At 72.0% G+C, this 26,997-nt stretch carries 16 protein-coding genes; 12 read left to right on the top strand and 4 right to left on the bottom strand.

What is annotated here, in order from left to right; all coding sequences use genetic code 11:
* Window positions 1-96 precede the first annotated feature (96 nt).
* The gene (gene guaB, locus ACWCPI_RS06765) at window positions 97-1,599 is read left to right on the top strand and encodes an IMP dehydrogenase (RefSeq protein WP_451037054.1); all 1,503 of its coding nucleotides are present in this window, start codon (window positions 97-99) and stop codon (window positions 1,597-1,599) included.
* A gap of 105 nt (window positions 1,600-1,704) precedes the next feature.
* Window positions 1,705-2,829, top strand: coding sequence for a GuaB3 family IMP dehydrogenase-related protein (locus ACWCPI_RS06770; RefSeq protein ID WP_019754799.1), 1,125 nt, complete (start codon window positions 1,705-1,707; stop codon window positions 2,827-2,829).
* A gap of 539 nt (window positions 2,830-3,368) precedes the next feature.
* Here the strand turns inward: ACWCPI_RS06770 and ACWCPI_RS06775 are convergent.
* The gene (locus tag ACWCPI_RS06775; RefSeq protein WP_451037055.1) at window positions 3,369-4,577 is read right to left on the bottom strand and encodes a nucleotide sugar dehydrogenase; all 1,209 of its coding nucleotides are present in this window, start codon (window positions 4,575-4,577) and stop codon (window positions 3,369-3,371) included.
* A gap of 262 nt (window positions 4,578-4,839) precedes the next feature.
* Here ACWCPI_RS06775 and ACWCPI_RS06780 point away from each other — a divergent pair, with 262 nt between their 5' ends.
* Window positions 4,840-6,546, top strand: coding sequence for a glycerol-3-phosphate dehydrogenase/oxidase (locus ACWCPI_RS06780; protein WP_388809492.1), 1,707 nt, complete (start codon window positions 4,840-4,842; stop codon window positions 6,544-6,546).
* Between the two features lie 118 nt (window positions 6,547-6,664).
* Here ACWCPI_RS06780 and ACWCPI_RS06785 read toward each other — a convergent pair whose 3' ends face one another.
* The gene (locus ACWCPI_RS06785) at window positions 6,665-7,747 is read right to left on the bottom strand and encodes a serine hydrolase domain-containing protein (RefSeq protein ID WP_451037056.1); all 1,083 of its coding nucleotides are present in this window, start codon (window positions 7,745-7,747) and stop codon (window positions 6,665-6,667) included.
* Window positions 7,748-7,940: 193 nt separating this feature from the next.
* Between ACWCPI_RS06785 and ACWCPI_RS06790 the strand changes: the two genes are divergently transcribed.
* The 8 genes from ACWCPI_RS06790 to ACWCPI_RS06825 all read left to right on the top strand — a co-directional run bounded on the left by ACWCPI_RS06790 (window position 7,941) and on the right by ACWCPI_RS06825 (window position 23,349).
* Window positions 7,941-10,094 carry a serine/threonine-protein kinase gene (locus ACWCPI_RS06790; protein ID WP_451037057.1) on the top strand — a complete coding sequence of 718 codons (2,154 nt, stop codon included), beginning with the start codon at window positions 7,941-7,943 and terminating at the stop codon, window positions 10,092-10,094.
* Window positions 10,095-10,281: 187 nt separating this feature from the next.
* Window positions 10,282-12,864: a protein kinase gene (locus ACWCPI_RS06795; protein WP_451037058.1), complete on the top strand. Its 2,583-nt coding sequence runs from the start codon at window positions 10,282-10,284 to the stop codon at window positions 12,862-12,864.
* A 268-nt stretch (window positions 12,865-13,132) separates the two neighbouring features.
* Window positions 13,133-14,881 (top strand): serine/threonine-protein kinase, encoded by a 1,749-nt coding sequence (locus tag ACWCPI_RS06800; RefSeq protein ID WP_451037201.1) that lies wholly within the window; start codon window positions 13,133-13,135, stop codon window positions 14,879-14,881.
* A gap of 93 nt (window positions 14,882-14,974) precedes the next feature.
* The gene (locus ACWCPI_RS06805) at window positions 14,975-16,225 is read left to right on the top strand and encodes a serine/threonine-protein kinase (protein WP_451037059.1); all 1,251 of its coding nucleotides are present in this window, start codon (window positions 14,975-14,977) and stop codon (window positions 16,223-16,225) included.
* Between the two features lie 92 nt (window positions 16,226-16,317).
* On the top strand, window positions 16,318-18,006 hold the full coding sequence (locus ACWCPI_RS06810; RefSeq protein WP_451037060.1) for a serine/threonine-protein kinase: 1,689 nt from the start codon (window positions 16,318-16,320) through the stop codon (window positions 18,004-18,006).
* Window positions 18,007-18,044: 38 nt separating this feature from the next.
* Entirely contained in the window at window positions 18,045-19,745 is a 1,701-nt protein-coding gene (locus ACWCPI_RS06815; RefSeq protein WP_451037061.1) for a protein kinase domain-containing protein, read from the top strand.
* A 120-nt stretch (window positions 19,746-19,865) separates the two neighbouring features.
* Window positions 19,866-21,479 (top strand): succinic semialdehyde dehydrogenase, encoded by a 1,614-nt coding sequence (locus tag ACWCPI_RS06820; RefSeq protein WP_451037062.1) that lies wholly within the window; start codon window positions 19,866-19,868, stop codon window positions 21,477-21,479.
* Window positions 21,480-21,528: 49 nt separating this feature from the next.
* Window positions 21,529-23,349 (top strand): GMC oxidoreductase, encoded by a 1,821-nt coding sequence (locus tag ACWCPI_RS06825; RefSeq protein WP_451037063.1) that lies wholly within the window; start codon window positions 21,529-21,531, stop codon window positions 23,347-23,349.
* Between the two features lie 98 nt (window positions 23,350-23,447).
* Here ACWCPI_RS06825 and ACWCPI_RS06830 read toward each other — a convergent pair whose 3' ends face one another.
* Entirely contained in the window at window positions 23,448-24,512 is a 1,065-nt protein-coding gene (locus tag ACWCPI_RS06830; protein WP_451037064.1) for an LPXTG cell wall anchor domain-containing protein, read from the bottom strand.
* A 248-nt stretch (window positions 24,513-24,760) separates the two neighbouring features.
* Between ACWCPI_RS06830 and ACWCPI_RS06835 the strand changes: the two genes are divergently transcribed.
* Complete coding sequence (locus tag ACWCPI_RS06835; RefSeq protein ID WP_451037065.1) at window positions 24,761-25,930, top strand: hypothetical protein; 1,170 nt, start codon at window positions 24,761-24,763, stop codon at window positions 25,928-25,930.
* A 711-nt stretch (window positions 25,931-26,641) separates the two neighbouring features.
* Here the strand turns inward: ACWCPI_RS06835 and ACWCPI_RS06840 are convergent.
* Window positions 26,642-26,995, bottom strand: a complete 354-nt coding sequence (locus ACWCPI_RS06840) for a chorismate mutase (protein ID WP_451037066.1) — start codon at window positions 26,993-26,995, stop codon at window positions 26,642-26,644.
* Window positions 26,996-26,997: the final 2 nt, after the last annotated feature.

Consider the following 26,997-nt stretch of genomic DNA (forward strand, 5'->3'; position numbering starts at 1 on the left):
CGAAGCCTGGAGCGACCCAGAACCGTGGAATGAGACAGCCGTGCTTCCCGTTAGCATGGACATCCGCACCGATCAAGGCCATTTGGGGAAGGTGTCATGACTGCCAACGTCGACGGAGTGCCCGAGAAATTCGCGACACTCGGGCTGACCTACGACGACGTGCTGCTGCTGCCGGGCGCATCCGAGGTGCTCCCCAACGCGGTCGACACCTCGTCCCGCATCTCCCGCAACGTCCGGGTGAACATCCCCCTGCTCTCGGCCGCGATGGACAAGGTGACCGAGTCCCGCATGGCGATCGCCATGGCCCGTCAGGGCGGCGTCGGCGTGCTGCACCGCAACCTCTCCGTCGAGGACCAGGTCAACCAGGTCGACCTGGTCAAGCGCTCCGAGTCCGGCATGGTCACCGACCCGATCACCGTGAACCCGGACGCCACCCTGGCCGAGGCCGACGCGCTGTGCGCCAAGTTCCGCATCAGCGGTGTACCGGTCACCGACGGCGACAAGAAGCTGCTCGGCATCGTCACCAACCGCGACATGGCCTTCGAGAACGACCGGACCCGCCGGGTGCGCGAGGTCATGACCCCGATGCCGCTGGTCACCGGGCGCGTCGGGATCTCCGGTGTCGAAGCCATGGAGCTGCTGCGCCGCCACAAGATCGAGAAGCTTCCTCTGGTCGACGACGCGGGCATCCTCAAGGGCCTCATCACCGTCAAGGACTTCGTCAAGGCCGAGCAGTACCCCAACGCCGCCAAGGACGCGGAGGGCCGCCTGATCGTCGGTGCCGCCGTGGGCGCCAGCCCCGAGGCCCTGGAGCGGGCCCAGGCGCTCGCCGAGGCCGGGGTGGACTTCCTGGTCGTCGACACCTCGCACGGCCACAACAGCAACGCCCTCAGCTGGATGTCGAAGATCAAGTCGGCTGTCGGCGTCGACGTGATCGGCGGCAACGTCGCCACCCGCGACGGCGCCCAGGCGCTGATCGACGCCGGTGTCGACGGCATCAAGGTGGGCGTCGGCCCCGGCTCGATCTGCACCACCCGGGTCGTCGCCGGTATCGGCGTCCCGCAGGTCACGGCCATCTACGAGGCGTCCCTCGCGGCCCGTCCGGCGGGTGTCCCGCTGATCGGCGACGGCGGCCTGCAGTACTCCGGCGACATCGGCAAGGCGCTGGCCGCCGGCGCCGACACCGTGATGCTGGGCAGCCTCCTCGCGGGCTGCGAGGAATCCCCGGGCGAGCTGCAGTTCATCAACGGCAAGCAGTTCAAGTCGTACCGCGGCATGGGCTCGCTGGGCGCCATGCAGTCCCGTGGCCAGGGCCGGTCGTACTCGAAGGACCGCTACTTCCAGGCCGAGGTCGCCGCCGACGACAAGCTCGTGCCCGAGGGCATCGAGGGCCAGGTGCCCTACCGCGGTCCGCTGGCCAACGTGCTGCACCAGCTCGTCGGCGGTCTGCGCCAGACCATGGGCTATGTGGGCGCGGCGACCATCGGGGAGATGGAGACCAAGGGCCGCTTCGTGCGGATCACCTCCGCGGGCCTCAAGGAGAGCCACCCGCACGACATCCAGATGACGGTCGAGGCGCCGAACTACAGCCGTAAGTAGTCGCCAGGCTTCCCGAGGGCGGCCCCGGAACCTCCGGGGCCGCCCTTGTCGTGCCCGTCGGCGATACTGGAAGACGCTGAAACGCATCAGGGAAAGGCCACAGACGTGACTGAGATCGAGATCGGGCGCGGCAAGCGCGGCCGCCGGGCGTACGCCTTCGACGACATCGCCGTCGTCCCGAGCCGTCGTACGCGGGACCCGAAGGAGGTCTCGATCGCCTGGCAGATCGACGCCTACCGCTTCGAGCTGCCCTTCCTGGCGGCCCCCATGGACTCGGTCGTCTCCCCGGCCACCGCCATCCGCATCGGCGAGCTCGGCGGTCTGGGCGTGCTGAACCTCGAGGGTCTATGGACGCGCTACGAGGACCCGCAGCCGCTCCTCGACGAGATCGTCGGCCTGGACGCCGAGACGGCGACCCGTCGCCTCCAGGAGATCTACGCCGCTCCCATCAAGGAGGAGCTGATCGGGCAGCGCATCAAGGAGGTGCGCGACTCGGGCGTGGTCACCGCCGCGGCGCTCTCCCCGCAGCGCACGGCCCAGTTCTCCAAGGCCGTCGTCGACGCGGGCGTGGACATCTTCGTCATCCGCGGCACGACGGTCTCCGCGGAGCACGTCTCGTCCTCGCACGAGCCGCTGAACCTGAAGCAGTTCATCTACGAGCTCGACGTCCCGGTGATCGTCGGCGGCTGCGCCACCTACACCGCGGCCCTGCACCTGATGCGCACCGGCGCGGCGGGCGTCCTGGTCGGCTTCGGCGGCGGCGCCGCGCACACCACGCGCAACGTCCTCGGCATCCGCGTTCCGATGGCCACGGCGGTCGCGGACGTGGCGGCGGCCCGCCGGGACTACATGGACGAGTCCGGCGGCCGGTACGTGCACGTGATCGCGGACGGCGGTGTCGGCTGGTCCGGCGACCTGCCCAAGGCCATCGCGTGCGGCGCCGACGCGGTGATGATGGGCTCCCCGCTCGCGCGCGCCACCGACGCGCCGGGCCAGGGCAACCACTGGGGCATGGAGGCCGTGAACGAGGAGCTGCCGCGCGGCAAGAAGGTCGACCTCGGCACGGTCGGCACGATCGAGGAGGTGCTGACGGGCCCGTCGCACACCCCCGACGGTTCGATGAACTTCTTCGGTGCCCTGCGCCGGGCCATGGCCACGACCGGCTACAGCGAGCTGAAGGAGTTCCAGCGGGTCGAGGTGACGGTGGCGGACTCGCAGCACCAGCGGTAGTCCGTACGACGTGCCGAGGGCCGGTCGCCGGTGAGGCGACCGGCCCTTTCGCATGCCGTGGGCGCCCCGCGGGGCGTGTGGCGCGGCGCGGGGGCGCGTGGTTGCGTTCGACACGGATACGGCCTGGTCAGCCGGGCCGGCGGCGATAACGTCCGTATCGGCGGCCCAGGTTGCTGGAGCGCCCCCTTCCAAGGACCTGGTCCGGACCCCGCTCCTCGGGGCCCGGCCCGATTCCGACGGACCGTCCACCGGGCTACTGGGCGGTGCCGTGGAGGGGGGCGCCGATGGGCCGCCACCGCAAGCCCACCCGCTGGGACCGGATCCGTCTGCGGATGGTGAAGTGCCGCAGGAGGTGGGTCTTGCGTCTCTTCGGATGGTGAGTGTCCGCCCCCAGAGCAACTAGGGGCGGACACTCCGTGATCCATCCAGGAGCCTGCCGCAGTGCCCTCTGCGGTGGGCTCCACCTGTCTCCGTAAGGTACCCGCGCCGCGACCCGCGTGCCACCAGCCCCGGGTGCCCGTCCGCCCACGCGCCCCTCTTCACAACCGATGCGCCGCCCCCGTGGGCGCGGCCCCCCGCGTGTCCAGCAACAGCTGGGCCTTCACCGACAGCCCTTGCAGGTCGTACGTCCGGTGCTGCTGGAGCAGGATCGTCAGGTCGGCGTCCGCGACCGCCTCGTACAGGGCGTCCGCGCGCGGTACCGGCCGGTCCAGGACGCTCCAGGAGGGGACGTAGGGGTCGTGGTAGCTGATGGACGCGCCCAGCTGCAACAGGCGTACGGCGACCTCCTCGGCGGGCGTGGACTGCTGGTCGGCGAGATCGGGTTTGTAGGTGACGCCGAGAAGGAGGACGCGGGCGCCGCGCGCGGACTTGCCGTGCTCGTTGAGGAGGGCGGCGGCGCGCTGGATGACGTAGCGGGGCATCTGGTTGTTGACCTGTTGGGCCAGCTCCACCATGCGCAGGGTGCGGCCGGCGGGGCCGGTGAGGTCCTGGGGGACGGCGTGGCCGCCGACGCCGGGTCCGGGGCGGAAGGCGTGGAAGCCGAAGGGCTTGGTCTCCGCGCAGCGGATGACGTCCCACAGGTCGACGCCCAAGTCATGGCAGAGGACGGCCATTTCGTTGACGAGGGCGATGTTGACGTGCCGGAAGTTGGTCTCCAGCACCTGCACGGTCTCCGCCTCGCGCAGGCCACGCGCGCGTACCACCTTGTCGGTGAGCCGTCCGTAGAAGGCGGCGGCGGACTCGGTGCAGGCCGGGGTGAGACCGCCGATCACCTTGGGGGTGTTCGTGGGGCTGAAGTCGCGGTTGCCGGGGTCGACGCGGCTGGGGGAGTAGGCGAGGTGGAAGTCGCGTCCGGCGCGCAGGCCCGAGCCCTCTTCGAGGAGCGGGAGCAGGACGTTCTCGGTGGTGCCCGGAGGCACCGGGGACTCCAGGATGACGGTGGTGTGCGGGCGCAGCCGCCCGGCCAGGGCGTGGGCGGCCGCCTCGACCTGGCCGAGGTCGAGTCCGCCGTCGGCGCCGCGCGGGGTCGGCGGGCAGATGACGGCGGTGCGGACCCGGCCGAGTTCCGCGGGGCTGGTGGCGTGCCGGAAGCCCCCCGAATGCATGCGGCGCAGTTCGGCCGGGCTGAGGGAGCCCACCTCGGGTCCCGTCCGGTAACCGAGCGTGGGGATGCCGGCGGCGACGGCGGCCTTGGCCAGGGGCAGGCCGTACGGGCCCAGTCCGATGACGGCGAGATCTGCGGGCATGGCGTGGGCCGTCCTTCCCAGTAACCGAAGTGGAGCAGGTGCGCAAGCCCTGTGGACAGAACGAGGGAGCGCAATGTCAGACTAGGAGTAAATATGACCGATTTGCGGGATTGGATGATCGCGTTTCCCGGAGTGTTGTCCACAGGCTGAGGGCGAGTAGTGGCTGAAGTCGGGCAACCCGGTCAGAATTCTGGGCAGGGGAGGTAGGAACCGGGCTTCGCCCGACGGGTGCGGCCTACGCGACCGATGAGCGGGAGGCAGCGTGAGGACAGCGACACTGGGACCGGCGGAACGCGCCGAGTCACTCGCAGCAATGGCCGAGCGCGAGCTGGACCTGTTGGTCGTGGGCGGCGGTGTCGTGGGTGCGGGCACCGCCCTCGACGCGGTGACCCGCGGACTGTCCACCGGCCTGGTCGAGGCCCGTGACTGGGCGTCGGGCACGTCCAGCAGGTCCAGCAAACTGATCCACGGCGGCCTGCGCTATCTGGAGATGCTCGACTTCGCCCTCGTCCGCGAGGCGCTGAAGGAGCGCGGTCTGCTGCTGGAGCGGCTCGCCCCGCACCTGGTGAAGCCGGTGCCGTTCCTCTACCCGTTGCAGCACAAGGGCTGGGAGCGCTGGTACGCCGGTTCGGGTGTCGCGCTCTACGACGCCATGTCGATGGCCCGGGGCCACGGCCGCGGCCTGCCCATGCACCGCCACCTGAGCCGCGGTCGCGCCCTGCGCGTGGCCCCTGCCCTGAAGAAGGACGCCCTGGTCGGCGCGTTGCAGTACTACGACGCGCAGATGGACGACGCCCGCTATGTGGCCACCCTCGTGCGCACCGCGGCGGCCTACGGCGCGAAGGTCGCCAACCGCGCGCGCGTGACCGGGTTCCTGCGCGAGGGCGAGCGGGTCGTCGGGGCGCGGGTGCAGGACGTCGAGGGGGGCGGGGAGTACGAGATCCGCGCCCAGCAGATCGTCAACGCCACGGGTGTGTGGACCGACGACACCCAGTCGATGGTGGGGGAGCGCGGGCAGTTCCACGTACGCGCCTCCAAGGGCATCCACCTGGTCGTGCCCAAGGACCGCATCCACTCCACGACCGGGCTCATCCTGCGCACCGAGAAGTCCGTGCTGTTCGTCATCCCCTGGGGTCGGCACTGGATCGTCGGCACCACCGACACCGACTGGGACCTCGACAAGGCCCACCCGGCCGCGTCCAGCGCGGACATCGACTACCTGCTGGAGCACGTGAACTCGGTGCTCGCGGTACCGCTCACCAGGGACGACGTGGAGGGTGTGTACGCGGGACTGCGGCCCCTGCTGGCCGGCGAGTCGGACGCCACCAGCAAGCTCTCGCGCGAGCACACCGTGGCCCACCCCGTGCCCGGGCTCGTCGTCGTGGCCGGCGGCAAGTACACGACGTACCGGGTGATGGCCAAGGACGCGGTGGACGCGGCCGTGCACGGTCTCGACATGCGGGTCGCCGAGTGCGTGACGGAGGACATCCCGCTGCTGGGCGCGGAGGGGTACCGGGCGTTGTGGAACGCGCGGGCGCGGATCGCGGCGCGGACGGGTCTTCATGTGGTCCGCGTGGAGCACCTGTTGAACCGGTACGGATCGCTGGCGGAGGAGGTGCTCGAACTCATCGCCGCGCATCCCGCGCTCGGCGAGCCCGTGCAGTCCGCCGACGACTACCTGCGTGCCGAGATCGTCTACGCCGCCTCGCACGAGGGGGCGCGGCACCTGGACGACGTGCTGACACGGCGGACCCGCATCTCCATCGAGACCTTCGACCGGGGCACCCGGTGCGCCCGCGAGGCGGCCGAACTGATGGCGCCGGTGCTGGGCTGGGACACGGACCACATCGAGCGCGAGGTCGAGCACTACCAGAAGCGGGTGGAGGCCGAGCGGGAGTCGCAGCGACAGCCCGACGACCTGACGGCGGACGCGGCGCGGCTGGGAGCGCCGGACATCGTTCCGTTGTAGGCGGTGCCGTCGTGCGCCGGGCGTGCCGCGTCGGTGGGGCAGCAGCGGCCCCGGCCCGGCGGGAACGTCACCCGAACGAGTGGCGGGTGACGGGAGCACCTCTCGGACCTCGACCGTTCTACGAGGTGCGAGGGCAGAACTCGGCGGCGAGCAGCCGGGGTTCGAGGCCGGGATCTGCGATCGCCGTCGTGTTCACCCGGAAAGTAAGGACATGGCGACCGCCGACGGTGGCCGCGGAGCGCACGTAGCTGCCGGAGATGCGCCCGTTGTGCCCCCATACGACGGTGCCGCACGGCAACTTCGAGGGGAAGACTCCCATGCCGTACGAGCCATGCGCGGCACGGGTGTCGAGCATCTCGCGCTGCCAGCGCGGGGGCAGCAGCCGGCCGCCGAGCAGTGCGGCGTAGAAGCGGTCGAGGTCGGCGAGCGTGGTCACCAGTTCACCGGCCGCGCCGGCCACTCGCGGGTCGAGTTCGGTGACGTCGGTCCCGTCGGTGGCGTAGGCACGGCCGTGCGGGAGGGGGAGCGAAGTGCGGGAGCCGGGAAAGGAGGTCCCGGTCAGCCCCAGTGGAGCGATGACGCGGCGCTCGGCCTCGGCGGCGTAGGAACGGCCGGTGACCCGTTCGACGATCAGCCCGAGCAGGACGTAGTTGGTGTTCGAGTAGGAATAGTCGCCCGGGGCGGCAGGGGGGTGGGTGAGTGAGATGCGCAGGGCCTGAATCGGCGTCAAGGGGACGGTGCCCCGGGTCCGGGCGGTGAAGTCGTACAGCCCGCTGGTGTGGGTCAGCAGGGAACGAAGGGTCAGCGCGCGCCCGTCGTTGCCCGCCCCGCGTACCAGGCCCGGCAGATGGTGCTCCACCGTGTCGGAGAGGGAGAGCCGTCGTTCGGCGGCCAGTTGCAGAACGACCGTCGCTATGAAGGTCTTCGTCATGCTGCCGGCCCGGAAGTGGTGGTCAGCCGCGAGGCCCTGGCCGTCCTGGGCATAGCGGGTGCCGGACTCGTCACGGGCCAGCAGGGCCGCGGCGGGGGCCTTGCCCCGGGTGACGAGCAGCGGAACCAGCGCACCCGTCGGTCGTGCCGGCGGCAGCGGCGAGGCCGCCGGGGCCACGACGAGGAGCGCCACCGAGAGCAGACCGAGAAGGGACACAGACACAGGTATGCCCAGGAGCGTGCGAAACAGCGGCGTCGCCGGTCGTGCCATGCGCGTCCCTTCCTTGGCCGCGCTCATCATGCCCGGTACCGGAATCGATGATTCAGCGGGGTTCGGGCGTGTCGCGGCCGGGAGGCCCGGGCCGTGCGGTGGTGTGGTGGGGCGTCGGGCACCCTGGGCGTCGGGCACTTGTCGGGTGAGAGACAATGGAGGCTCTGTCAGGGCGGGTTGTATGAGGGGACGCATGTCGGAGGCGGAGCGGGCGGGGACATCTCGTCAGGACACTCGTCAGGACGACCGTGAGCGTCTCCTCGCGGATCGGTACCGGCTGGGCGGTGTGCTCGGCCGGGGCGGCATGGGCACGGTGTGGCGGGCCGAGGACGAGACCCTTGGGCGGACGGTCGCCGTCAAGGAGCTGCGGTTCCCGTCGAACATCGACGAGGAGGAGAAGCGGCGGCTGATCACGCGCACCCTGCGGGAGGCCAAGGCGATCGCGCGGATCCGCAACAACAGCGCCGTCACGGTCTACGACGTGGTCGAGGAGGACGACCGGCCGTGGATCGTGATGGAGCTCGTCGAGGGCAAGTCGCTCGCCGAGGTCATCCGGGAGGACGGCCTGCTGGAGCCCAAGCGGGCGGCCCAGGTCGGTCTGGCCATCCTCGACGTGCTGCGGTCCGCCCATCGCGAGGGCATCCTGCACCGCGACGTGAAGCCGTCGAACGTCCTGCTGGAGTCCGACACCGACCGGGTCGTGCTCACCGACTTCGGCATCGCCCAGGTCGAGGGCGACCCGTCCATCACCTCGACCGGCATGCTCGTCGGTGCCCCCTCCTACATCTCCCCCGAGCGGGCCCGCGGCCACAAGCCGGGCCCGGCGGCCGACCTGTGGTCGCTGGGCGGGCTGTTGTACGCGTCGGTCGAGGGAGTGCCGCCGTACGACAAGGGTTCCGCGATCGCCACACTCACGGCGGTGATGACCGAGCCGCTGGAGGAGCCGAAGAACGCGGGGCCGCTGAGGGACGTCATCTACGGCCTGCTGACCAAGGATCCTGCCAAGCGGCTCGACGACGCCGGTGCGCGGGCGATGCTCAACGCCGTCATCCACGCGCCCGCCCCCAAGGACGAGCCGGAGTCGGCGATGGACGCGACGAGGGTCGTGCCGTTGCCGCCGCAGCCCGACCGGGCGGGAGGCAAGGGCCGTTCGGGCGCCGGCGCCGGGAGCAAGCGGGGCGAGGAGGCCGCCGAGCGGTTGCGCGGGGCGCTGCGTTCCGTGCGGAAGGCCGCGGTGAGCGCGGGGGCCGCCGGGGCGGCGGCGGGCCGTACCGGGGCCGAGGACGCGACGGCTGTTCCGGGAGCCGCGGAGCGGGGCCGTGACGGAGCGTCCGGTGGATCGGCCGGTGAACCGTCCACGGGCACCGGCGGGTCCGTGGTGTCTCCCGGCGTCGCCGGTTCCGGCCGGTCCTCCGAGAGCGATGCGGCTGCCGGCTCCGGTGCCGCTGTCGGTTCTGGTGCCGGTGCGGGCTCCGGCGAGGGGGACGCGAAGACGGTGGCCGACGGTGACGGTGCGGCGCGCAGTTCGGGGTGGCCCGTGATGCCGCCGCCGGACCTGCCGCAGCGGCCCGTGCCGAGGGCGCCGCTCACCGACGTGGTGCCGAAGCGGACGCTGGTGATCATCGCGGTGGTCGTGGCGCTCGCCGTGATCGGTGTGGTGCTGGCCCTCGTCATCAACGGCTTCGGCGACTCGCAGGCGTCGGGGAAGGACGGCGGGAGCAAGGTTGCCGCCAGTGCGAGCGGGAGTGCCGAGACCAAGCAGAAGGAGAAGGGCGGCACGCACACGGACGGCGCCGAGTCCGGGTCCGGGAAGGCCGGCGCCGGGTCCGGCTCCGGCGAGGCCGGGAAGGAGCCGAGTGCCGGGGCGAGCGCGACCGGCGAGAGCGGTGCCGGGGCTGGGTCCGGAAGTGACAGCGGGGCCGTGTCGACGTACAAGGGCAGCCAGGGGTACTCGATCGGGCTGCCCAAGGGCTGGAAGTTCCAGTCCTCGGGGTCTGCAGGGGACCGTTTCACGGGGCCCGACGGTCAGAAGCTGCTCCTGCCCTGGACGTCCACGCCGAAGAGCGACCCGGTGGCGGACTGGAAGAACCAGGAGCGGTTCATGGTGCGCTCGCAGTACAAGAAGATCCGGATAGAGGCGGTGGACTACCGGGACTGGAAGGCCGCCGACTGGGAGTTCACCTATGTCGAGGGCGGGACGAAGTACCGGACGATCGACCGTGGCTTCGTCGTGAACGACCATCTCGCCTACGCGCTGATGTACACGGCGAAGGCCGCCGACTGGGACAGCGACCTGCGCAAGGACACCTGGCGGACGCTGACGGAATCGTTCCAGCCGAAGTCGTGAAGTGAGCGTCCGCCCAGGGGCGGGGGCGCGACGGCACGGTTTGGGCCGTGAGATACGGCAACCGCTCTTTGCAGGTTGCCTCCGGCACGTATCGTGAGTGTTTGCGGACCGTGCGCATTCAGTCGTGCGTCCGGAACGGGACGCTAGGCGAGCGGAATTGACCAACCGGGCGGCCGGGGGAGGCAACGTGGACGACTATGCGGGTCGGGTGCTGGCCGACCGCTACCGCCTGCCGCTGCCGCCCTCGGACGAGTACGAACTCACCGAGAGCCGGGCCTTCGACACCTACAGCGGGCAGGAAGTGCTGGTCCGGCAGGTGCCGTTGCCGGAGGTCGTCGAGGCGGAGGTGCTCGACGCGGAGGGCCTGCCGGACGGTTTCACCGCCCGGGACGTGCGGGACGGCCGGGACCCTGGGGCGGGGCACCGGGGCTCGGCGCGTTCGAGTAACCGCCGGCCCGGCGATCCCGCCGTGCGGCGGGCGGTCGAGGCCGCGCAGGCCGCGGCGCGGATCCCCGACCATCCTCGGCTGGACCAGGTCTTCGACGTGTTCGCCGAGGGCGGTTCGCTGTGGATAGTGAGCGAGTTGGTGGCAGCACGTCCGCTGGCCGCGCTGCTCGCCGAGAAGCCGCTGACGCCGTACCGGGCGGCCGAGGTCGCCTCCGACGTCCTCACGGCGCTGCGGGTGCTGCACGCCCACGGCTGGGTCCACCGCAACATCACGGCACGCACGGTGCTCGTCTGCGACGACGGCAGGGTGATGCTGACCGGGCTCGCGGTCGGCGCGGCCGAAGAGGCGCTGTGCGGGTACGACCCGGTGCCGGTCGAGGACGGTGAAGGCGGTGATGAGGCCGGGGCGTTCGGCGGCGGGCCGGCCGCGGGCGGCGGGATCGGCGGTCCCGAACCCGCGGGCGTGGACCCCGAGGCCGCGAGGCGTGCCGCCATCGAGGCGCGTGCCACCGGCGGGCTTCCGGCGCCCGGGGGTGACGCGGACGGTGAGGCCGGGCCGCCCGGTGCCGCAGCGAACGGTGTGCTGGAAACCGGTGGGGACATCAGGGCCGCGCGGGCCGGAGCGATCGCCGCGTACCGGGCGGGGGCACGTGCCGCGGCCAGGGTGCAGGAGGCGCAGCAGAGCGGACGGGCGGCACTGCCCGGGGCCCGCTCGGCGCCGGAAGGCGGCCCGGCCGCCCTGGCCAACGGTTCGGCGCAGCAGCCGTACCCCTCGGGCAGCGGCAGCATCGCGCCCCCCGGCCAGATAGCCGACCCGTACGGCGTGCGGGCCGCGTCCTGGCACGGCGCCGCACCCCGCGGCGGTGCGCCGAGGGACGAGCACCGTGACCGCACGGCACTGCCCCCGGCGCAGCCGCGCCCGCAGCCGCCCGCCTTCGGCGCGTTCCCCGGCACCGCCGGTGTCCCGGCGCAGGGCGCCGCCGCGCCTCCTCCCCCCGACACCTCCCACCCCCCGACCCGCTGGAACGACCTCGTGGCCGGCACCCCCGCCCACCGCGGCCCCACCACCGCGCTCGCCGCGGAGCGGGCCCGGCAGGCGCGGATGGCCGTGGTGGGACCCGTGACCGAGCGCTGGGCGCCGGAGCAGGCCGGTCCGGTGCACGAGAACTGGCGGTTGGCGGCGCCGATCGGGCCCGCGACCGACCTGTGGGCGTTGGGGGCGTTGCTCTTCCGGGCCGTGCAGGGGCATGCGCCGTATCCGGAGGAGTCGACGGCCGAGCTGGTGCAGATGGTGTGCGCGGAGCCGCCCGCGTTCGCCGAGGAGTGCGGGCCGCTGCGGCCGGTGGTGGAGTCGTTGCTGCGTCAGGACCCCACCGAACGTTCCGACTTCGAGGAGCTCAGGGGCTGGCTGCGCTCACTCGTGCGGTCGGCGCCCGAGCCGGAGGCCGGTGCGCACGTGGTCGCCGTCCCGCCGGCCGACCCGCAGCGGCTGCCGATCGTGAGGCGTCGCGGCGAGCTGGTGCGCCGCCGCCGGGCCGGGCTGCCCGCGCACCACGGACGGCACAAGCGGGCCAGGCCGGCGCCGCGTTCACCCAGGCGGCTCGGCCGCACGCTGCTGTTGCTCGTCCTGCTCGGCATGGCCGCGGCGATCGCGTACGCCATGCTGTTCATGCCCAAGGCCGACCGGGGCGCCGGCGCCACGGCCGACGCCGACCGCACCGGTGCCGCGGGCCGGCCCGAGCAGACGGCGCCCGAGCGGACCCCCGAGGCCAGCAGCGAGCCGCGGCCCGACCAGACGTCCCCGGGCTCGGGCAACAGCCCTTCGGACGAAGCCGGTTCGGAGGAGACGCAGACCACCGGCCCCGATGTGCCGAACGGCTTCACCGTGCGCGACGACGCGGCCGGTTTCCAGGTCGCCGTGGCCAACGGATGGAACCGCACAGCGCAGAACGGCCGCGGGCAGGTCGTGTACGCGCACGGCGACTTCGACCTCATCGTCGTACCCGGCCGGGACACCGCGGACCAGTACGGCAGCGACCCCATGGTCTACCAGCGGGAGCACGAGCGGGAACTCCAGCCGTACCGGGACTCCAGTTGGGCCTCCTCCAGCGGGCTGAAGAGCATCAAGGTCGGCGAGCGGTCCATGGCCGAGGGGCAGTTCACCTGGACCGACGACCAGGGGCGCGAACTGTACGTGCGCAATCTCGCGATCCTGATCGAGGGGCGGTACCACGTCGTGCAGCTGCGCGGCCCGGAGGCCGAGCGGGACGAGGTGACACGGTTGTTCGATCAGGCGTCGGCGACCTACAAGTTCACCGGCTGACGCTCCAAACCAAGGCCGCCGAGGGCATACCGACACTGTCGAGCGCCCACCGACGCCACCGGCGGCCTACCGACGTCACCGACGGGCTACCGACGGTAGTGCGGGTCACCGAGTGGTTTTCCCTGCGAACCCTGCGTGATGGTTGCTTCGCGGCAGCGAAAGCGACAACCATCACAGTGCGGTCTCCTTGGCACCCCCGTGGTTCCGGTCACGTCGGCCGGTCCCTAATCTGACTGTGTCAAGAACATTGCGGGGCGACGTGAATCAGATGCAGGGCCAGCTCGTGTCGGGGCGCTATCGGCTCGCCGACGCGATCGGCAGCGGCGGTATGGGCCGTGTATGGCGTGCGCATGACGAGGTTCTGCACCGGGCCGTGGCGATCAAGGAACTGACCGCCGCGCTCTACGTCTCCGAGAGCGACCTGGACCGGCTGCTCGCGCGCACCCGTGCCGAGGCGCGGGCCGCGGCGCGTATCAACCACTCCGCCGTCGTCACCGTGCACGACGTGCTGGAGCACGACGGCCGGCCCTGGATCGTGATGGAGCTGGTCGAGGGCCACTCACTGGCCGACGCGGTCAAGGAGCGCGGTCGCGTCGAGCCGACCGAGGCCGCGCGCATCGGCCTGTGGGTGCTGCGGGCCCTGCGCGCCGCGCACACCGCCGGCGTCCTGCACCGCGACGTCAAGCCCGGCAACGTCCTGCTCTCCGAGGACGACGGCCGGGTCCTGCTGACCGACTTCGGCATCGCCCAGATCGAGGGCGACACCACCATCACCCGCACCGGAGAGGTCGTCGGCTCGGTCGACTACCTCGCCCCCGAGCGCGTCCGGGGCCATGACCCCGGCCCCGCCTCCGACCTGTGGGCGCTCGGCGCGACGCTCTACACGGCCGTGGAGGGCCGTTCGCCCTTCCGTCGTACCTCGCCGCTGGGCACCATGCAGGCGGTGGTCGAGGAGGAAGCCGCCGAGCCCCGGCATGCCGGCCCGCTCACGCCCGTGATCAGCGCCCTGCTGCGCAAGGATCCGGCCACCCGGCCGGACGCCGCCGAGGCCGAGCAGATGCTGGCCGAGGCGGCGGAGGGCAGGCAGCCGAACGCGGCGCAGGCGTACGTGCCGACGCAGCACACGCGGTACGAGCCGGAGGGGCGCACGGGACCCACGCAGACCGGGACCGCGGCGCGCTCCGGGCCGGCGTACGCGGGGCCCGCCGCGCGCACCGGCACACAGACCCCGATCGGCACGCCGTACCCCCCGATGGCCGGTCCGAGCGCGTCGACGGCCGCCGGCCCGCCGTACGACACCACGGGCACCGGCACTGCCCACGGCACCCACGGCACCCATGGCACCCGCGGCCCGTCCGCCGCCCGGCCCCCGAGACGCCGGCGGCTGCGTACGCTCGCGCTCGTCGTCGCGCTCGCCGCGATCGTCGGCGGGGGCACCGCGGTGGTGCTGCACGAGTGGGGGCTCCGGGAGGGCGGCGGCACGTCGGTCTCGTCCTCGCCCGACCCCACGGAAAGCGGCGAGCCGGGGCCGGGGGCCGGAGTGCCCGCGTCCTGGAAGCCCGTCGACGACCCGCTGGGGTTCAGGCTCTACCTGCCCGAGGGATGGAAGCGGAAGGTGGTCGGCAAGGAGTTCCAGGGCCTCCAGCAGGTCGACTACTCGCCCGACGGCGGCGAGCACTTCGTGCGCATCGCCGTCGACACCTCGCCCGACTTCGCGAACGCCTACGACCACATGCGCGACTTGGCGGAAGAGCTGAAGAGGCTGGTCGACTACAAGACGGTGTCGCTGGAACGGAACGTGTACCGCGACCGCGACGGCTCCCTGTGGGAGTACACCTGGACCGCGCAGCCGAAGGACGACCCCTTCCCCGGGCCTCGCCGGGCCATCGACCAGGCGTACATCGACCGGGACGGGACGGAGTACGCGATCTACATGTCCTCGCCCGAGGAGGACTGGGACGCCACGCTCGAGCAGTTCTCGGCGGTGCTGAAGGGCTGGCAGGCGAGCAGCCCCTGAGTTTTGTGGCGGCCGGGCGGTATTTGACAGCCTTTGCTGCTTTGCATAGTTGGCCGATCGGCATCCCGGAGTCGATCCGTCCGGTGCGGCATGATGGGGCGCATGGGGACCGAGGGGGCCAACTTCCGTGTGATCGCGGGGCGTTACCGCCTGGAGGAGCGACTCGGTCGCGGCGGCATGGGCGTCGTTTGGCGGGCGACCGACCAGTTGCTGGGACGGGGAGTCGCCGTCAAGGAGCTCCCCCTCGACGAGACGCTCTCCGCGGCCGAGGCCAGGCGGCAGCGTGAGCGCACCTTGCGCGAGGCCCAGGCGGTGGCGCAGCTGAGCCATCCGCATGTGATCGTCGTCCATGACGTCATCGAGGACGACGAACGACCGTACATCGTCATGGAGTTGATCGACGGCGACTCCCTCGCCGACCGGATCGCGACGTACGGGCCCGTCGACGCGCCGGAGGCCGCGCGGATCGGAGCCGATCTGCTGAACGCGCTGCGCACGGCACATGCCGCCGGGGTGCTGCACCGGGACATCAAACCGGCCAACGTGCTCATCGAGAACGGCACCGACCGCGTCGTGCTCACCGACTTCGGTGTCGCCCAGGTGCGCGGCACCAGCACCCTCACCGAGTCCGGCTCGTTCGTCGGCTCGCCCGAGTACACCGCGCCCGAGCGGATGTCCGGGGCCAGAACGGGGCCGGCATCCGACCTGTGGTCGGTGGGGGCGCTGCTGTGCGCGGCGCTGAGCGGTGAATCGCCCTTCCGGCGGGACTCGTTGAGCGGCACCGTGCTCGCCGTCGTGTCCGCCGAGATACGTCCGCCCGCGCAGGCGGAGCCGATCCTGCCCGTCGTCCACGGGCTGCTGCAGCGGGACCCCGGGCGGCGGTTGGACGCGGAGGGGGCGGAGCGAATGCTGCGGGAGTTCCTGGAGACGGGACTCACCAGGGTGCCGAAACGGTTCGGCAGGGTGGAGCCGCGCTACCCCGCGCGCACCAAGCTGGCCACCGCGGTGCTGGTCGCCGCGATGGCCGTGGCCGGGGTGTCGGCGGCGGCGCTGCTGGTGAACGGGGGCGGCGACGGGGGTGTGGTGCCCACCGGTCCGGCGCCGGGGACCTCCGGCGGGCCGACGTCCACAGGGAGGCCCACGGTCACGGTGAAGCCGACGGTCACGGTGAAACCGACGGTCACGGTGCGGCCCACGGTCACGGTGCGGCCGACGGTCACCGTGACACCCACGGCCACGAAGGGTCCCACCGCAACGGCGAGTCGGACCCGTACACCCGGCGCCTCCCCGCCGTCCGGCACCGCCCGCCCGGCGCCGCCCGCGTCCGGCGGCAACCCTGGATGAAGGGGAAATAAGTGGCGACGGGGGTCACGGCTCTGTGACCGGAAAGCGTGCACGCTGGATGCGTGACCGCTTGCCGCGATATGGATGGAGCCATGAGCAGCAACGGGGGAGCCCCTTACCGGTCCGACGAGCCCACGAGTTTTGAACTGCGACCGCCGCGGCCGAACCCGTCCCCGCCCGTGCCCCATCCGGACAACCCGTATGCGGCTCCCGCCGGGGCGGTACCGCAGCAGGTGGCGCCTTCCGCTCCTCCTTCCGCGCCCCCCGCCATGCCCCCCGCCCGTCCCACCGACCCGGCCCCCGGCACCGGACGCCTGATAGCCGGCCGCTACCGGCTCCTCGCCAAGCTGGGGCACGGCGGCATGGGCACGGTCTGGCGGGCCAAGGACGAGACGGTGGACCGCGAGGTCGCCGTCAAGGAGCCCCGCGTACCCGACCACCTTCCCGAACGTGAACGTGCCAACGCCTACGAGCGGATGCGCCGCGAGGCCCGTGCCGCGGCCCGCCTCGACCATCCGGCGGTCGTGAACGTGCATGACGTCGCCGTCGTGGACGACCGGCCGTGGATCGTGATGGAGCTGGTGCAGGGCCGTTCACTGGGGGCCCTGCTCCAGGAGGGCACGCTCGACGCCCGGGAGGCGGCGAGAATCGGCCTGGAGGTGCTGGGCGCCCTGGAGGCCGCCCACGCGGCCGGCATCCTGCACCGCGACGTCAAGCCGGACAACGTCCTCCTCGGCCGTCACGACCGGGTCGTCCTCACCGACTTCGGCATCGCCCAGATCGAGGGCGAGACCAACCTCACCGACACCGGCGGCTTCGTCGGCTCGCCCGAGTACATCGCGCCCGAGCGCGTCCTGGGCCAGCGGCCCGGCCCGGCGAGCGACCTGTGGTCCCTGGGCGTCGTGCTGTACGCGGCGTCGGAGGGCGTCTCGCCGTTCCGCCGCAGCAACACCCCCGCGACCCTCCAGTCCGTCCTCAACGCCACGCCCGCGCCACCCGCCTCCGCGCAGGGCCCGCTCGCCGAGGCCATCAACGGCCTCCTGCAGAAGGACCCGGCCCGCCGCCCGAACGCCGCCCGGACGCGCGCGCTGCTGGAGCAGGCGGCCGACCCGCCGGCGCCGGCCGTCACCCAGGCCGTACGGCTCCCCGAAGCCGCCAGGGCAGGCGTCCGGCTGGGGCGCAAGGCGCTGCTCGGGCTCGGCGCGGCGGTCGTGGCGGCCGCGGTGGCGGCGTACCTGGTGATCGTCGACCCGTTCGCCGGGCCGCTGCCGGACGGCTGGGACACGCATCACGAGAAGGCCCTCGGTGCGACGCTCGCGGTTCCCGCGGGCTACAAGCCGACCCGGCCCGAGGAGACGGACGACGGCCACTGGGTCAGGTACAGCGACGCGAGCGGCGTCATCTGGCTCGACCTGGAGTTGGAGAAGAAGGCCGAGGACTCCACCAACGCCATCGCCGGTTCCGCGGCCGCCGAGATGTACGACGACGACGGCGACTTCAAGCAGAGCGGCAGGTCCGAGGTCGGCATGCCGGCGAACCCGAAGACGGAGCCCGAGGGGACCACGTACCAGGGCAGGAAGGCCGCCGAGAACCTGATCCGCTACACGACGACCGACATCCAGGACCCGCGCCCGCGCGAGATGCGGATGTTCTACTACAGGACCTCCGCCGGCGACATGTACAAGCTCACCGTCAGCTACCCGGGCGAGGGTGACTTCACGGACCGCGGACGCGAGGTGGCGCGGACAGCCATCGCGAACCTGGACATCGACAAGCTCTGAACTGGCCAACGGTCGGCCTCGCAAGGTAGTCATGGGGGATGAGCAACGACGGTGGCGGCACCAGCCCCAACGGCCGGGTGATCGGCGGGCGTTACCGGCTGGTCGAGCGCATCGGCTCCGGCGGGATGGGCACCGTCTGGCGGGCGATCGACGAGCTGGTGGAGCGCGAGGTCGCAGTCAAGCAGCCGAGGCTGCCCGGCGACCCGGAGGACGAGGCCCATCAGCGGGCCGCCCACCGGCTCTACCGCGAGGCCCGCGCCGCCGCCCGCGTCGACCATCCGGCCGCCGTCTCCATCCACGACGTCGTCGCCGAGGACGGACTGCCGTGGATCGTCATGGAGTTGGTCCGCGGTGAGTCCCTGCACGAGGTCCTGCGGCGCGGCCCGGTCGAGGCGACCGAGGCCGCCCGCATCGGCCTCGCCGTCCTCGGTGCCCTGCGCGCCGCGCACGCCGTCGGCATCGTCCACCGGGACGTCAAGCCCGCCAACGTCCTGCTCGGCCCCCACCGCCGCGTGGTCCTCACCGACTTCGGCATCGCGCACATCCAGGGCGAGGAATCCCTCACCGTCAGCGGCGAGTTCGTCGGCTCCCTGGAGTTCATCGCCCCCGAGCGGATGTCCGGCAGCGGCGCCGGCCCCGCCTCCGACCTGTGGTCGCTCGGCGTGCTGCTCTATGCAGCCGTGGAGGGCTGGTCCCCGTTCCGCCGTACGACCCTGGAGTCCACGCTCGCCGCGATCCTGGGGGCGCATCCGCCCGAGCCGAAGCAGGCGGGGCCGCTGGGGCCGCTGATCGTGCGGCTGCTGGCGAAGGAACCGCAGGAGCGGCCCGGCCCGGAGGAGACCGGGGCGGTTCTGGAGGCCGTGGCGCAGGGACGGCCGGTGCCGGAACCGGTGGCGCAGGGACGGCCGGTGCCGGATCCCGTGAGCGGCGCGGCCGGGGCGGGGGCACCGGAGGCGACGGAGCCGCGGGAGGCGGCGCAGGATCCGGGGACGGTACGGCTGCGGGGTACGGCGGCGCCCGAGGGGGAGGGCGAGCCGGAGCCGGAGGCCGAGGTGACGTCCGCGTCGGCGCGGGGGGCGACGTCCGACCCCACCTCCTCGATCCGCGAGCGCGGGGGCCGCCGCCTGCTCCGTCCGGTTCCCGTCGCGGCGCTGGGCGTCCTCCTCGCCGTCGCCACCTGGTTCACCGCGTCCTGCTTCCCCTTCGGCGAGGGCGACGCCCCCAAGCAGACGGTGACCGCCCGCAGTTCGTCCCCGACGACCCCGGAGCGGACCGCGACCCCCGCCCCCGGCACCTGGATCGCGCACCGGCACAAGGACATGGCCGCCGTCCTCTCTCTCCCCGCCGAGTACAAGGAGGCCGCACGGGAGGGCGGCGCGAGCGGCCGGCCCCGGCTCGTCGTCTACGACATCGGCCTCGTCCAGGTCCGCCTCACCCAGTGGGACAGGTCGCCCCGCCCGCTGCTCGACCAGGCGCAGTACGCGCACGAGACCTGGAACAAGTACAACCACGACGCCAGCAGCCAGGCCACCCGCACCGTCTTCAAGGGCTACGACGCCGTCCTGTCGGACACCACCTACGACAAGGAGGAGTCCCCGACCCGGGTCATGCAGTTGTTCGTGGTCACCGGTGACGACCGCATGTACGAACTGCGTGTCGACATGCCCAAGGGCACGCCCTCGGAGCAGAAGGGCACCGCGGTCTTCAAGGGCGCTCGTGACCGACTCGAGATCGAATGACTCGGCGAGGCCCTGATCAGCGCGTTTGTTGCCAGTGAACACTGGCGGCATGTGTGCAGTCGGTGAATCCCTATTACCGACGGGTACACAAAGCCCTCGCTCCGGCATACCCTGCGCCTCATGACGGACGCGCAGGCCCCGGCCAAGACCGGCACCAACCCCCTCGCCCCCGCCCCGGAGGGCGCCCGTACCGCCGCCGACGTGGTCACTCCCGAACTGGTGGCCCAGCTCACCAAGGACGTGGCCGGCTCCGGTCGCACCGCCAACCACACGCCGTTCACCGGCGAGAAGCTGGCCGACCTGCCCGAATCCACGCCGGAGGACGTGCAGAAGGCGTTCGACACGGCCCGCGCGGCCCAGGCGGTCTGGGCGCAGGTGCCCGTGCGGCAGCGTGCCGCGGTCCTGCTCCGCTTCCACGACCTGGTGCTCGAACGCCAGGCCGAGGTCCTCGACCTCATCCAGTTGGAGACCGGCAAGGCCCGACTGCACGCCCACGAGGAGGTGCAGGCCGTCGCCGTCGCGGCCCGCCACTACGGCCGCAAGGCCCCCGCCTACCTCAGGCCGAAGCGGCACGCGGGCGCCATGCCCACGCTCACCCGCGTCACCGAACTGCGCCACCCGCGCGGCGTCGTCGGCCAGATCGCCCCCTGGAACTACCCCCTGGAGCTGTCCGTCGGCGACGCGCTCCCGGCGTTCGTCGCGGGCAACGCGGTCGTGATGAAGCCCGACACCGAGACCTGCCTCACCGCCCTGTGGGCCCGTGACCTGCTGATCGAGGCCGGTCTGCCCGCCGACGTCTTCCAGGTCGTCCTCGGCGAGGGCCCGGTCATCGGCCCCGAGGTCGTCCGGCACGCCGACTACGTCTCCTTCACCGGCTCCACCCGCACCGGCCGCGAGGTCGCCCAGGGCGCCGCCGCCCGCCTGGTCGGCGTCTCCCTCGAACTCGGCGGCAAGAACGCCATGCTGGTGCTGGAGGACGCTGACATCGAGAAGGCCGCCGCGGGCGCCGTCCGCGCCTGCTTCTCCTCCGCGGGCCAGCTGTGCATCTCCATAGAGCGGCTGTACGTCCACGAGTCCGTCGCCGACGCCTTCGTCGAGCGCTTCGCCGCCCGCACCAAGGCGATGCGGCTGGGCAAGTCCCTGGCCTACGGGGCCGACATGGGCTCCCTGGTGGGCGAACGCCAACTGCAGACCGTGACCCGGCACGTGGAGGAGGCGGTGGCGAAGGGCGCCAAGCTCGTCGCGGGCGGTGCGGCACGGCCCGACATCGGCCCGTACTTCTTCGAGCCGACCATCCTCGACGGCGTCGAGGCGCCGATGGCCGTCTGCTCCGAGGAGACCTTCGGTCCCGTCGTCTCCCTCTACCGCTTCAAGACCGATGACGAGGCGATAGAACTCGCCAACTCCACGCCGTACGGCCTCAACTCGTCCGTGTGGACCAAGGACGGCCGCCGTGGCCGCGAGGTCGCCGCCCGCCTGCGCACCGGCACGGTGAACGTCAACGAGGGCTACGCCTCGGCGTACGGCAGTGTCCAGTCACCCATGGGCGGCATGAGGGATTCCGGGCTCGGCCGCCGCCACGGCTCCGAGGGCATCCTCAAGTACACGGAGGCCCAGACGATCGCCCAGCAGAGGCTGCTGCCGATGGCGCCGTCGCTGGGCATGGACGACGAGAAGTACGCGCAGTTCATGAGCCGGAGCCTGCGGGTGATGAAGGCGTTCCGTTTCCGCTAGGGCCCGGCCGCCGAGCCCGCCGTACCACCGCTTTCGACGAGGAGAGCACGTGTCACAGGAGAACTCTGCCCACGAACAGGACGACGGTTCCGGGTACGACTATGACGTCATCGTCGTCGGGTCGGGGTTCGGCGGGTCGGTCACCGCACTCCGCCTGTCCGAGAAGGGCTACCGCGTAGGCGTCCTGGAAGCCGGCCGCCGCTGGACCCGCGAGACCCTCCCGAAGAACTCCTGGGACCTGAAGAACTACCTCTGGGCCCCCAGGCTCGGCATGTACGGCATCCAGCGCATCCACCTGCTGGGCAACGTCATGGTGCTGGCCGGAGCGGGCGTCGGCGGCGGCTCCCTCAACTACGCCAACACCCTCTACGTACCGCCGAAGCCCTTCTTCGAGGACCCGCAGTGGCGTGACATCACCGACTGGCAGGAGGAGCTGAAGCCGTACTACGACCAGGCCCAGCGCATGCTCGGCGTACGGCTCAACCCGACGATGACCCCGTCCGACGTCCACCTGAAGGCGGCCGCCGAGAAGATGGGCGTCGGCGACACCTTCCACATGGCGCCGGTCGGCGTGTTCTTCGGCGACGGAAAGGACGCCGAGGGGACGGTGAGGGCCAGACCGGGGGAGGAGGTGGCCGACCCCTACTTCGGCGGGGCGGGCCCGTCGCGCAAGGCGTGCTCCGAGTGCGGCGAGTGCATGACGGGCTGCCGGCACGGTGCGAAGAACACGCTGAACGAGAACTACCTCTACCTGGCCGAGAAGGCGGGTGCGGTCGTCCACCCGCTGACGACGGTCGTCTCCGTCACGGACGACTCGCAGGGCGGGTACGCCGTGGCGACCCTGCCGACCGGCCGCGGGAAGAAGGGCAGGGGCCGGCTGTTCAAGGCCCGCCGGGTGGTGCTGGCGGCGGGCACGTACGGCACGCAGACGCTCCTGCACCGGATGAAGGCGGGCGGTCAGCTGCCGTACATCTCGCCGAGGCTGGGTGAGCTGACCCGCACCAACTCCGAGGCGCTGGTCGGCGCCCAGACCGACAACCGGCGTTACCGCAAGGCGACCGGCGAGGCGAAGGTGGACTTCACGCGCGGAGTGGCGATCACGTCCTCGATCCACCCGGACGAGAACACCCACATCGAGCCGGTCCGCTACGGCAAGGGCTCCAACTCGATGGGCGGCCTGTCGATCCTCCAGGTCCCTTACGCCGAGGGCCGCTCGCGGGCCGGGGCCTGGCTGGCGAACGCCGCCCGCCACCCCCTGCTGGTCCTGCGCTCCCTGTCCAACCGCCGCTGGTCGGAGCGGACCATCATCGGCCTGGTGATGCAGTCCCTGGACAACTCGCTGACGACGTACCTGAAGCCGGACGGGGTCGGCAAGGGTTTGCTGACGGCCCGCCAGGGTCACGGCTCCCCCAACCCCAAGCAGATCAAGGCGGCCTCGCAGGGCGCGTCGGCGATCGCAGAGTCGATCAACGGCTTCGCCGGCTCCAACGTCGGTGAGCTGATGGGCACCCCGCTCACCGCCCACTTCCTGGGCGGCTGCCCGATCGGCTCCTCCCCCGAGACCGGCGTCATCGACCCGTACCACCGCCTGTACGGCCACCCCGGCATCTCGGTCGTCGACGGGGCGGCGGTCTCCGCCAACCTGGGCGTGAACCCCTCCCTGACGATCACCGCGCAGGCCGAGCGGGCCATGGCGTACTGGCCCAACAAGGGCGAGGCGGATCCGCGTCCGGCGCAGGGAGCGGCGTACGAGCGCCTCAAGCCGGTCGAGCCGAAGTCCCCGGCGGTCCCGGCGGAGGCGTTCGGCGCGCTCAGGCTGCCGTTCCTGGGGATGCCGGCGATGCCACCGAAGAAGGAGGCGAAGCAGTAGGCGGCGTCCCTGTCGCCCTGACGACCCACGGAAAAAGGACCTGCGCCCCCCTCCGAGCGCAGGTCCTTCTCCGTCTCGCGTCGAGCTTCGGCGAGGCTTTACGCCTCGGCACCGCTGCGACGACGCTTCATCGCGAACATCACGCCGGCACCGGCGACGATGGCGACCCCGCCGACGGTGGCGATGATCGGCAGGTTGGAGTCCGAACCGGTGTGGGCGAGCTCGCCGTCCACGTCGACCTCGTTGACGTCGGAGATCGGCTTGCTGCCACCGGTCTGCGGCTTGGCGTCGTCCGGGTTGCCCGGGTCCGAACCCGCGGCGAGGATGTCGAAGAAGTAGATCCAGCCGTTCGGGTCGTCGGCCATCCAGCAGCCGTCGGCGTCCGAGTACTGCGCGAAGCCACCGGTGATGCCGATGGCGTCGGGCACCTTGCCGCTGACGCTCAGCCGCAGCTTGAACGAGGTCGACTGACCGGCGTCGAGCGAGAACGCGGTGAAGGTCGCGCCCTCACCGGCGGCGTCGGCGAGCGTCTGCCAGGAGCCGGACGCCTTGTCGAAGACCTGGACCGTGATCTGGCCGGAGTAGTCGTTCTCGTCCCAGCCGACGGCGGCGACGCCGATCAGCGGCTTGATGCCCTTGATGTCCTGGTCGCCGGAGTTGGAGACGTCGAACGAGAAGCCGGTCCAGCCGCTGCCGGCGACGATCGTCTCGGGCAGGCCCGACAGGCCGCTGCGCAGGTCCTCGCTGAGACCGACCGAGTCCTCGTCCGCGTCCTCGCAGAAGTCGACCTCCTCGGGGGCGCTCTCGCTCGCGCTCGGCGACGGCGTCGCGGCGGGGCTGCTCTCCTCCTCGGACGGGGTCGTCTCGTCGTCGGCCGGGGCGGTGGTCTCGTCGTCCCCGGGAGTGGTCTCGTCGTCGCCGGGGGTGTCGTCGCCCGGAACGGTCTCCTCGTCGGTGGGAGCGGTGGTCGTCTCTTCGTCGGCCGGGGCGGTGGTCTCGTCCTCGGCCGGAGCCGTCGGCTCCTGGTCGGCCGGCGTGGTTTCCACCGTCGTCGGCGCCGTCGTCTCGTCGTCCGTGGCGAACGCGGCCGGCGCGGACAGCAGCGCGAGCGGCGCTATGACGGCCGTCGTGGCTGCGGCGGCCAGTGCACGGCGAAGCTTCATGAAGACCTCAGAAAGTCCGGAGTGCTGCGACTCGCAACACGCGTAAGGGAGGCCTCCGCGTGTGGGGCGCGGGTGTGGCCCTTGGTTCGCAGGGTTTGATCAGTGACCGCTGTGAAAGGTTGTGCCTCGCCTAACAGAATTCTTATGTGTCCTACGTCACAAAGCGCCCTACGGATGCCGGAGCCCTGTCAGAGGCCTGACGTACGCTCAGCTGCCCTGCAGCAGACCGAGAGAGGGCGTACACAACCGTGGCCGACAGATCGCCAGAAGGCTCCGGGCCCGCTTCCGAGGAAGGGGCGGGGCCGTCCGCGTCGTCGATACCCGACGACGTCTGGGAGAAGTTCGTCCGGGACAGCGAGCGGGACATCCGCGCCTCGGCGCCGAAGGAGCCGTCCGCGCGAGCGCGGATGGTGACCGAGCGGCTTCGCCGGCAGGACGCCCGCGGGGAACTTCCGTCCGGGTGGCGTACCGGCCCCGACCGGCGAGAGACGAGCCGGCGGTCCGCCCGGCACCGGCAACTGTGGGCGGCCCTCGCCGTGACCGTCGCCGTCGCGGTCGCCGTGGTGGCGGTGCGGCCTTCCCTGGTCCCAGGCGACCCCTTCGGCGCCGCGGACGGAGCGCAGGCCCCGGCCGCGTCACCGCTCGCCGCGGAGACCGCCGCCCCCACCGCCCCGCCCTCCGCGGGGCCGGGCACCCCCACCCGCGCCCGGCCCTTCGCGGGCTCCCCTGCCGAACGCTGGGCCGGCGGCGCCGACGCCATCGAGGTGCCCAGGGCCAAGGCTCTCCGCGGGGTCTCCGCCGCACGGATCGGGACGGCGCTGCGGCTCACCAAGCGGTTCCTCGTCGCCTCCAACCTCGACCGCGAGGTCCTGTACGGCGCCGAACCGAAGACCGCGCTGGGACTCCTCGACCCGCTGGCGGAGGACTACCTCGCCCGGCTGCGGTCCGGCCTGCGCCGCCCCTCCGCCGAGAACGACCCCAAGTGGTACTTCACCCGTTTCGACCCGGACGAGGTCGAACTCGTGGGTGAGGTGAAGGTGCGCGGCCGCATGACGGTCGAACCCGACGGCGACGAGCGGGGACGGGTCCTCGTGCGAGGTGACTACACCTTCGTCTACCCGGTGGCGAAGGCCGGTGGCGGCGAGGAGGTCACCCGCACGATCGTCCGACGGGCCGTCGAGGTGTACGCCGTCGACCCCGCCGAGTACCAGGCGACCGAGGGGCGCATCCGGGTGTTCGACCTCAGCAGCGAGATCGGCAACGACGCCTGCAGGACGGGTGACGGCTTCATCCATCCGAGGTTCCGGGCCGACCTGGCCGCCGACCCCCGGCCTTCCGGTGACGAGGTCGATCCGTACGACCGCAGCAGAGGGCTGGACGGGACCGGGCCGGACTGCGGCACCCTCACGCGCACCTGACGCGGGGCACGTGCCGACGTCGCCCGGACGGCCGTAACCCGACCGGCCCCGCACCGCTCGCGCCCGGCCGTCCGGAACCCCGCACACACACGCGTCCGAGCCGCCGGGTGAGCCGCCCGGACATGAGAAGGGCCCCGCAGGCGGAGGCCGCGGGGCCCTTCTTTTCGTCAGCACCGACGTCAGGGCAGCGTCGGTGCCTGGGATGCGGCGCCGGGGGGTTGCGCCGCTGGCCTTCGAGCCCTCCGTGCCCCGGGTCGGCGCCCCGGCGCACTCGGCGCGCACGAGCGGTCTCGACCTCTGGCAGTGCGGCGGCGCACCGCGGGGCGGAAGGCAATGCAGTTGTCTGTGGCGGGACTTGCCCGGCGGGACCCGGGGCTTTCTACGCATCGTGCTCGATGGCCGCGGTCACCGCAACCGCTTGACCCAGCCTTGTACGTCTTCTTGCACTATGCACGTCTTCTTACCGTTCCGCCGGTCGGCCCCGGGCGTCCCCGGAGCCGACCTTCTCTTGAGTGACCGGGCTGCTGTCCCCTGCCGTCCGGTCACTTGCCTGGAGCGAGGTCCCACGGCGCACGGGTGATCCGTACGCCTCATCGCTCCAGTGAGCCACGCGTGGTTCTTTCGGGCCCGCCCCTGGCTGGCACGGACACCGGTACCAACGAAGGCGGCCGGGAGGCGTCACGCGCCGTACGGGTGAGGGGAGCCCCGAACTCAGATGCGACCGCGGCACAGTTCGAGCAGCGTCATGGCGAGGGTCGTGCCGGGCTTGCCCAGCGCCTCGCTGTAGTGGTTGAGGACCTCCATCTCCCGGGAGAGGTTCACGCGCCGCCCGCCGGAGGTGATCCGGGCCTCCTGGATGACGGCTGAGACAGCCATGCGTTCCTGGATCAGCCCGATGATCCGGTCGTCCAGGGCGTCGATGCGTTCACGGGCACCGGTGATCACGTCCGCGGCCTCGGTGGTACGGGCGCCGGTCACGTCGATGGCGGTCATTTCGGGGCTCCTCGTGGATGGGGAGGTGCCCCGGAGCGACAGGACCCGGAGAACGGCAGACGCCCCGGGCATTG

Source organism: Streptomyces sp. NPDC001920 (assembly GCF_053594495.1).

What these genes read in the sequence shown, in the direction of transcription:
- guaB (WP_451037054.1), top strand. Translation starts at nt 97, where the DNA reads ATGACTGCCAACGTCGACGGAGTGCCCGAGAAATTCGCGACACTCGGG.
- ACWCPI_RS06775 (WP_451037055.1), bottom strand. Translation starts at nt 4,577, where the DNA reads ATGCCCGCAGATCTCGCCGTCATCGGACTGGGCCCGTACGGCCTGCCC.
- ACWCPI_RS06785 (WP_451037056.1), bottom strand. Translation starts at nt 7,747, where the DNA reads ATGGCACGACCGGCGACGCCGCTGTTTCGCACGCTCCTGGGCATACCT.
- ACWCPI_RS06790 (WP_451037057.1), top strand. Translation starts at nt 7,941, where the DNA reads ATGTCGGAGGCGGAGCGGGCGGGGACATCTCGTCAGGACACTCGTCAG.
- ACWCPI_RS06800 (WP_451037201.1), top strand. Translation starts at nt 13,133, where the DNA reads ATGCAGGGCCAGCTCGTGTCGGGGCGCTATCGGCTCGCCGACGCGATC.
- ACWCPI_RS06805 (WP_451037059.1), top strand. Translation starts at nt 14,975, where the DNA reads ATGGGGCGCATGGGGACCGAGGGGGCCAACTTCCGTGTGATCGCGGGG.
- ACWCPI_RS06810 (WP_451037060.1), top strand. Translation starts at nt 16,318, where the DNA reads ATGAGCAGCAACGGGGGAGCCCCTTACCGGTCCGACGAGCCCACGAGT.
- ACWCPI_RS06815 (WP_451037061.1), top strand. Translation starts at nt 18,045, where the DNA reads ATGAGCAACGACGGTGGCGGCACCAGCCCCAACGGCCGGGTGATCGGC.
- ACWCPI_RS06820 (WP_451037062.1), top strand. Translation starts at nt 19,866, where the DNA reads ATGACGGACGCGCAGGCCCCGGCCAAGACCGGCACCAACCCCCTCGCC.
- ACWCPI_RS06830 (WP_451037064.1), bottom strand. Translation starts at nt 24,512, where the DNA reads ATGAAGCTTCGCCGTGCACTGGCCGCCGCAGCCACGACGGCCGTCATA.
- ACWCPI_RS06840 (WP_451037066.1), bottom strand. Translation starts at nt 26,995, where the DNA reads ATGCCCGGGGCGTCTGCCGTTCTCCGGGTCCTGTCGCTCCGGGGCACC.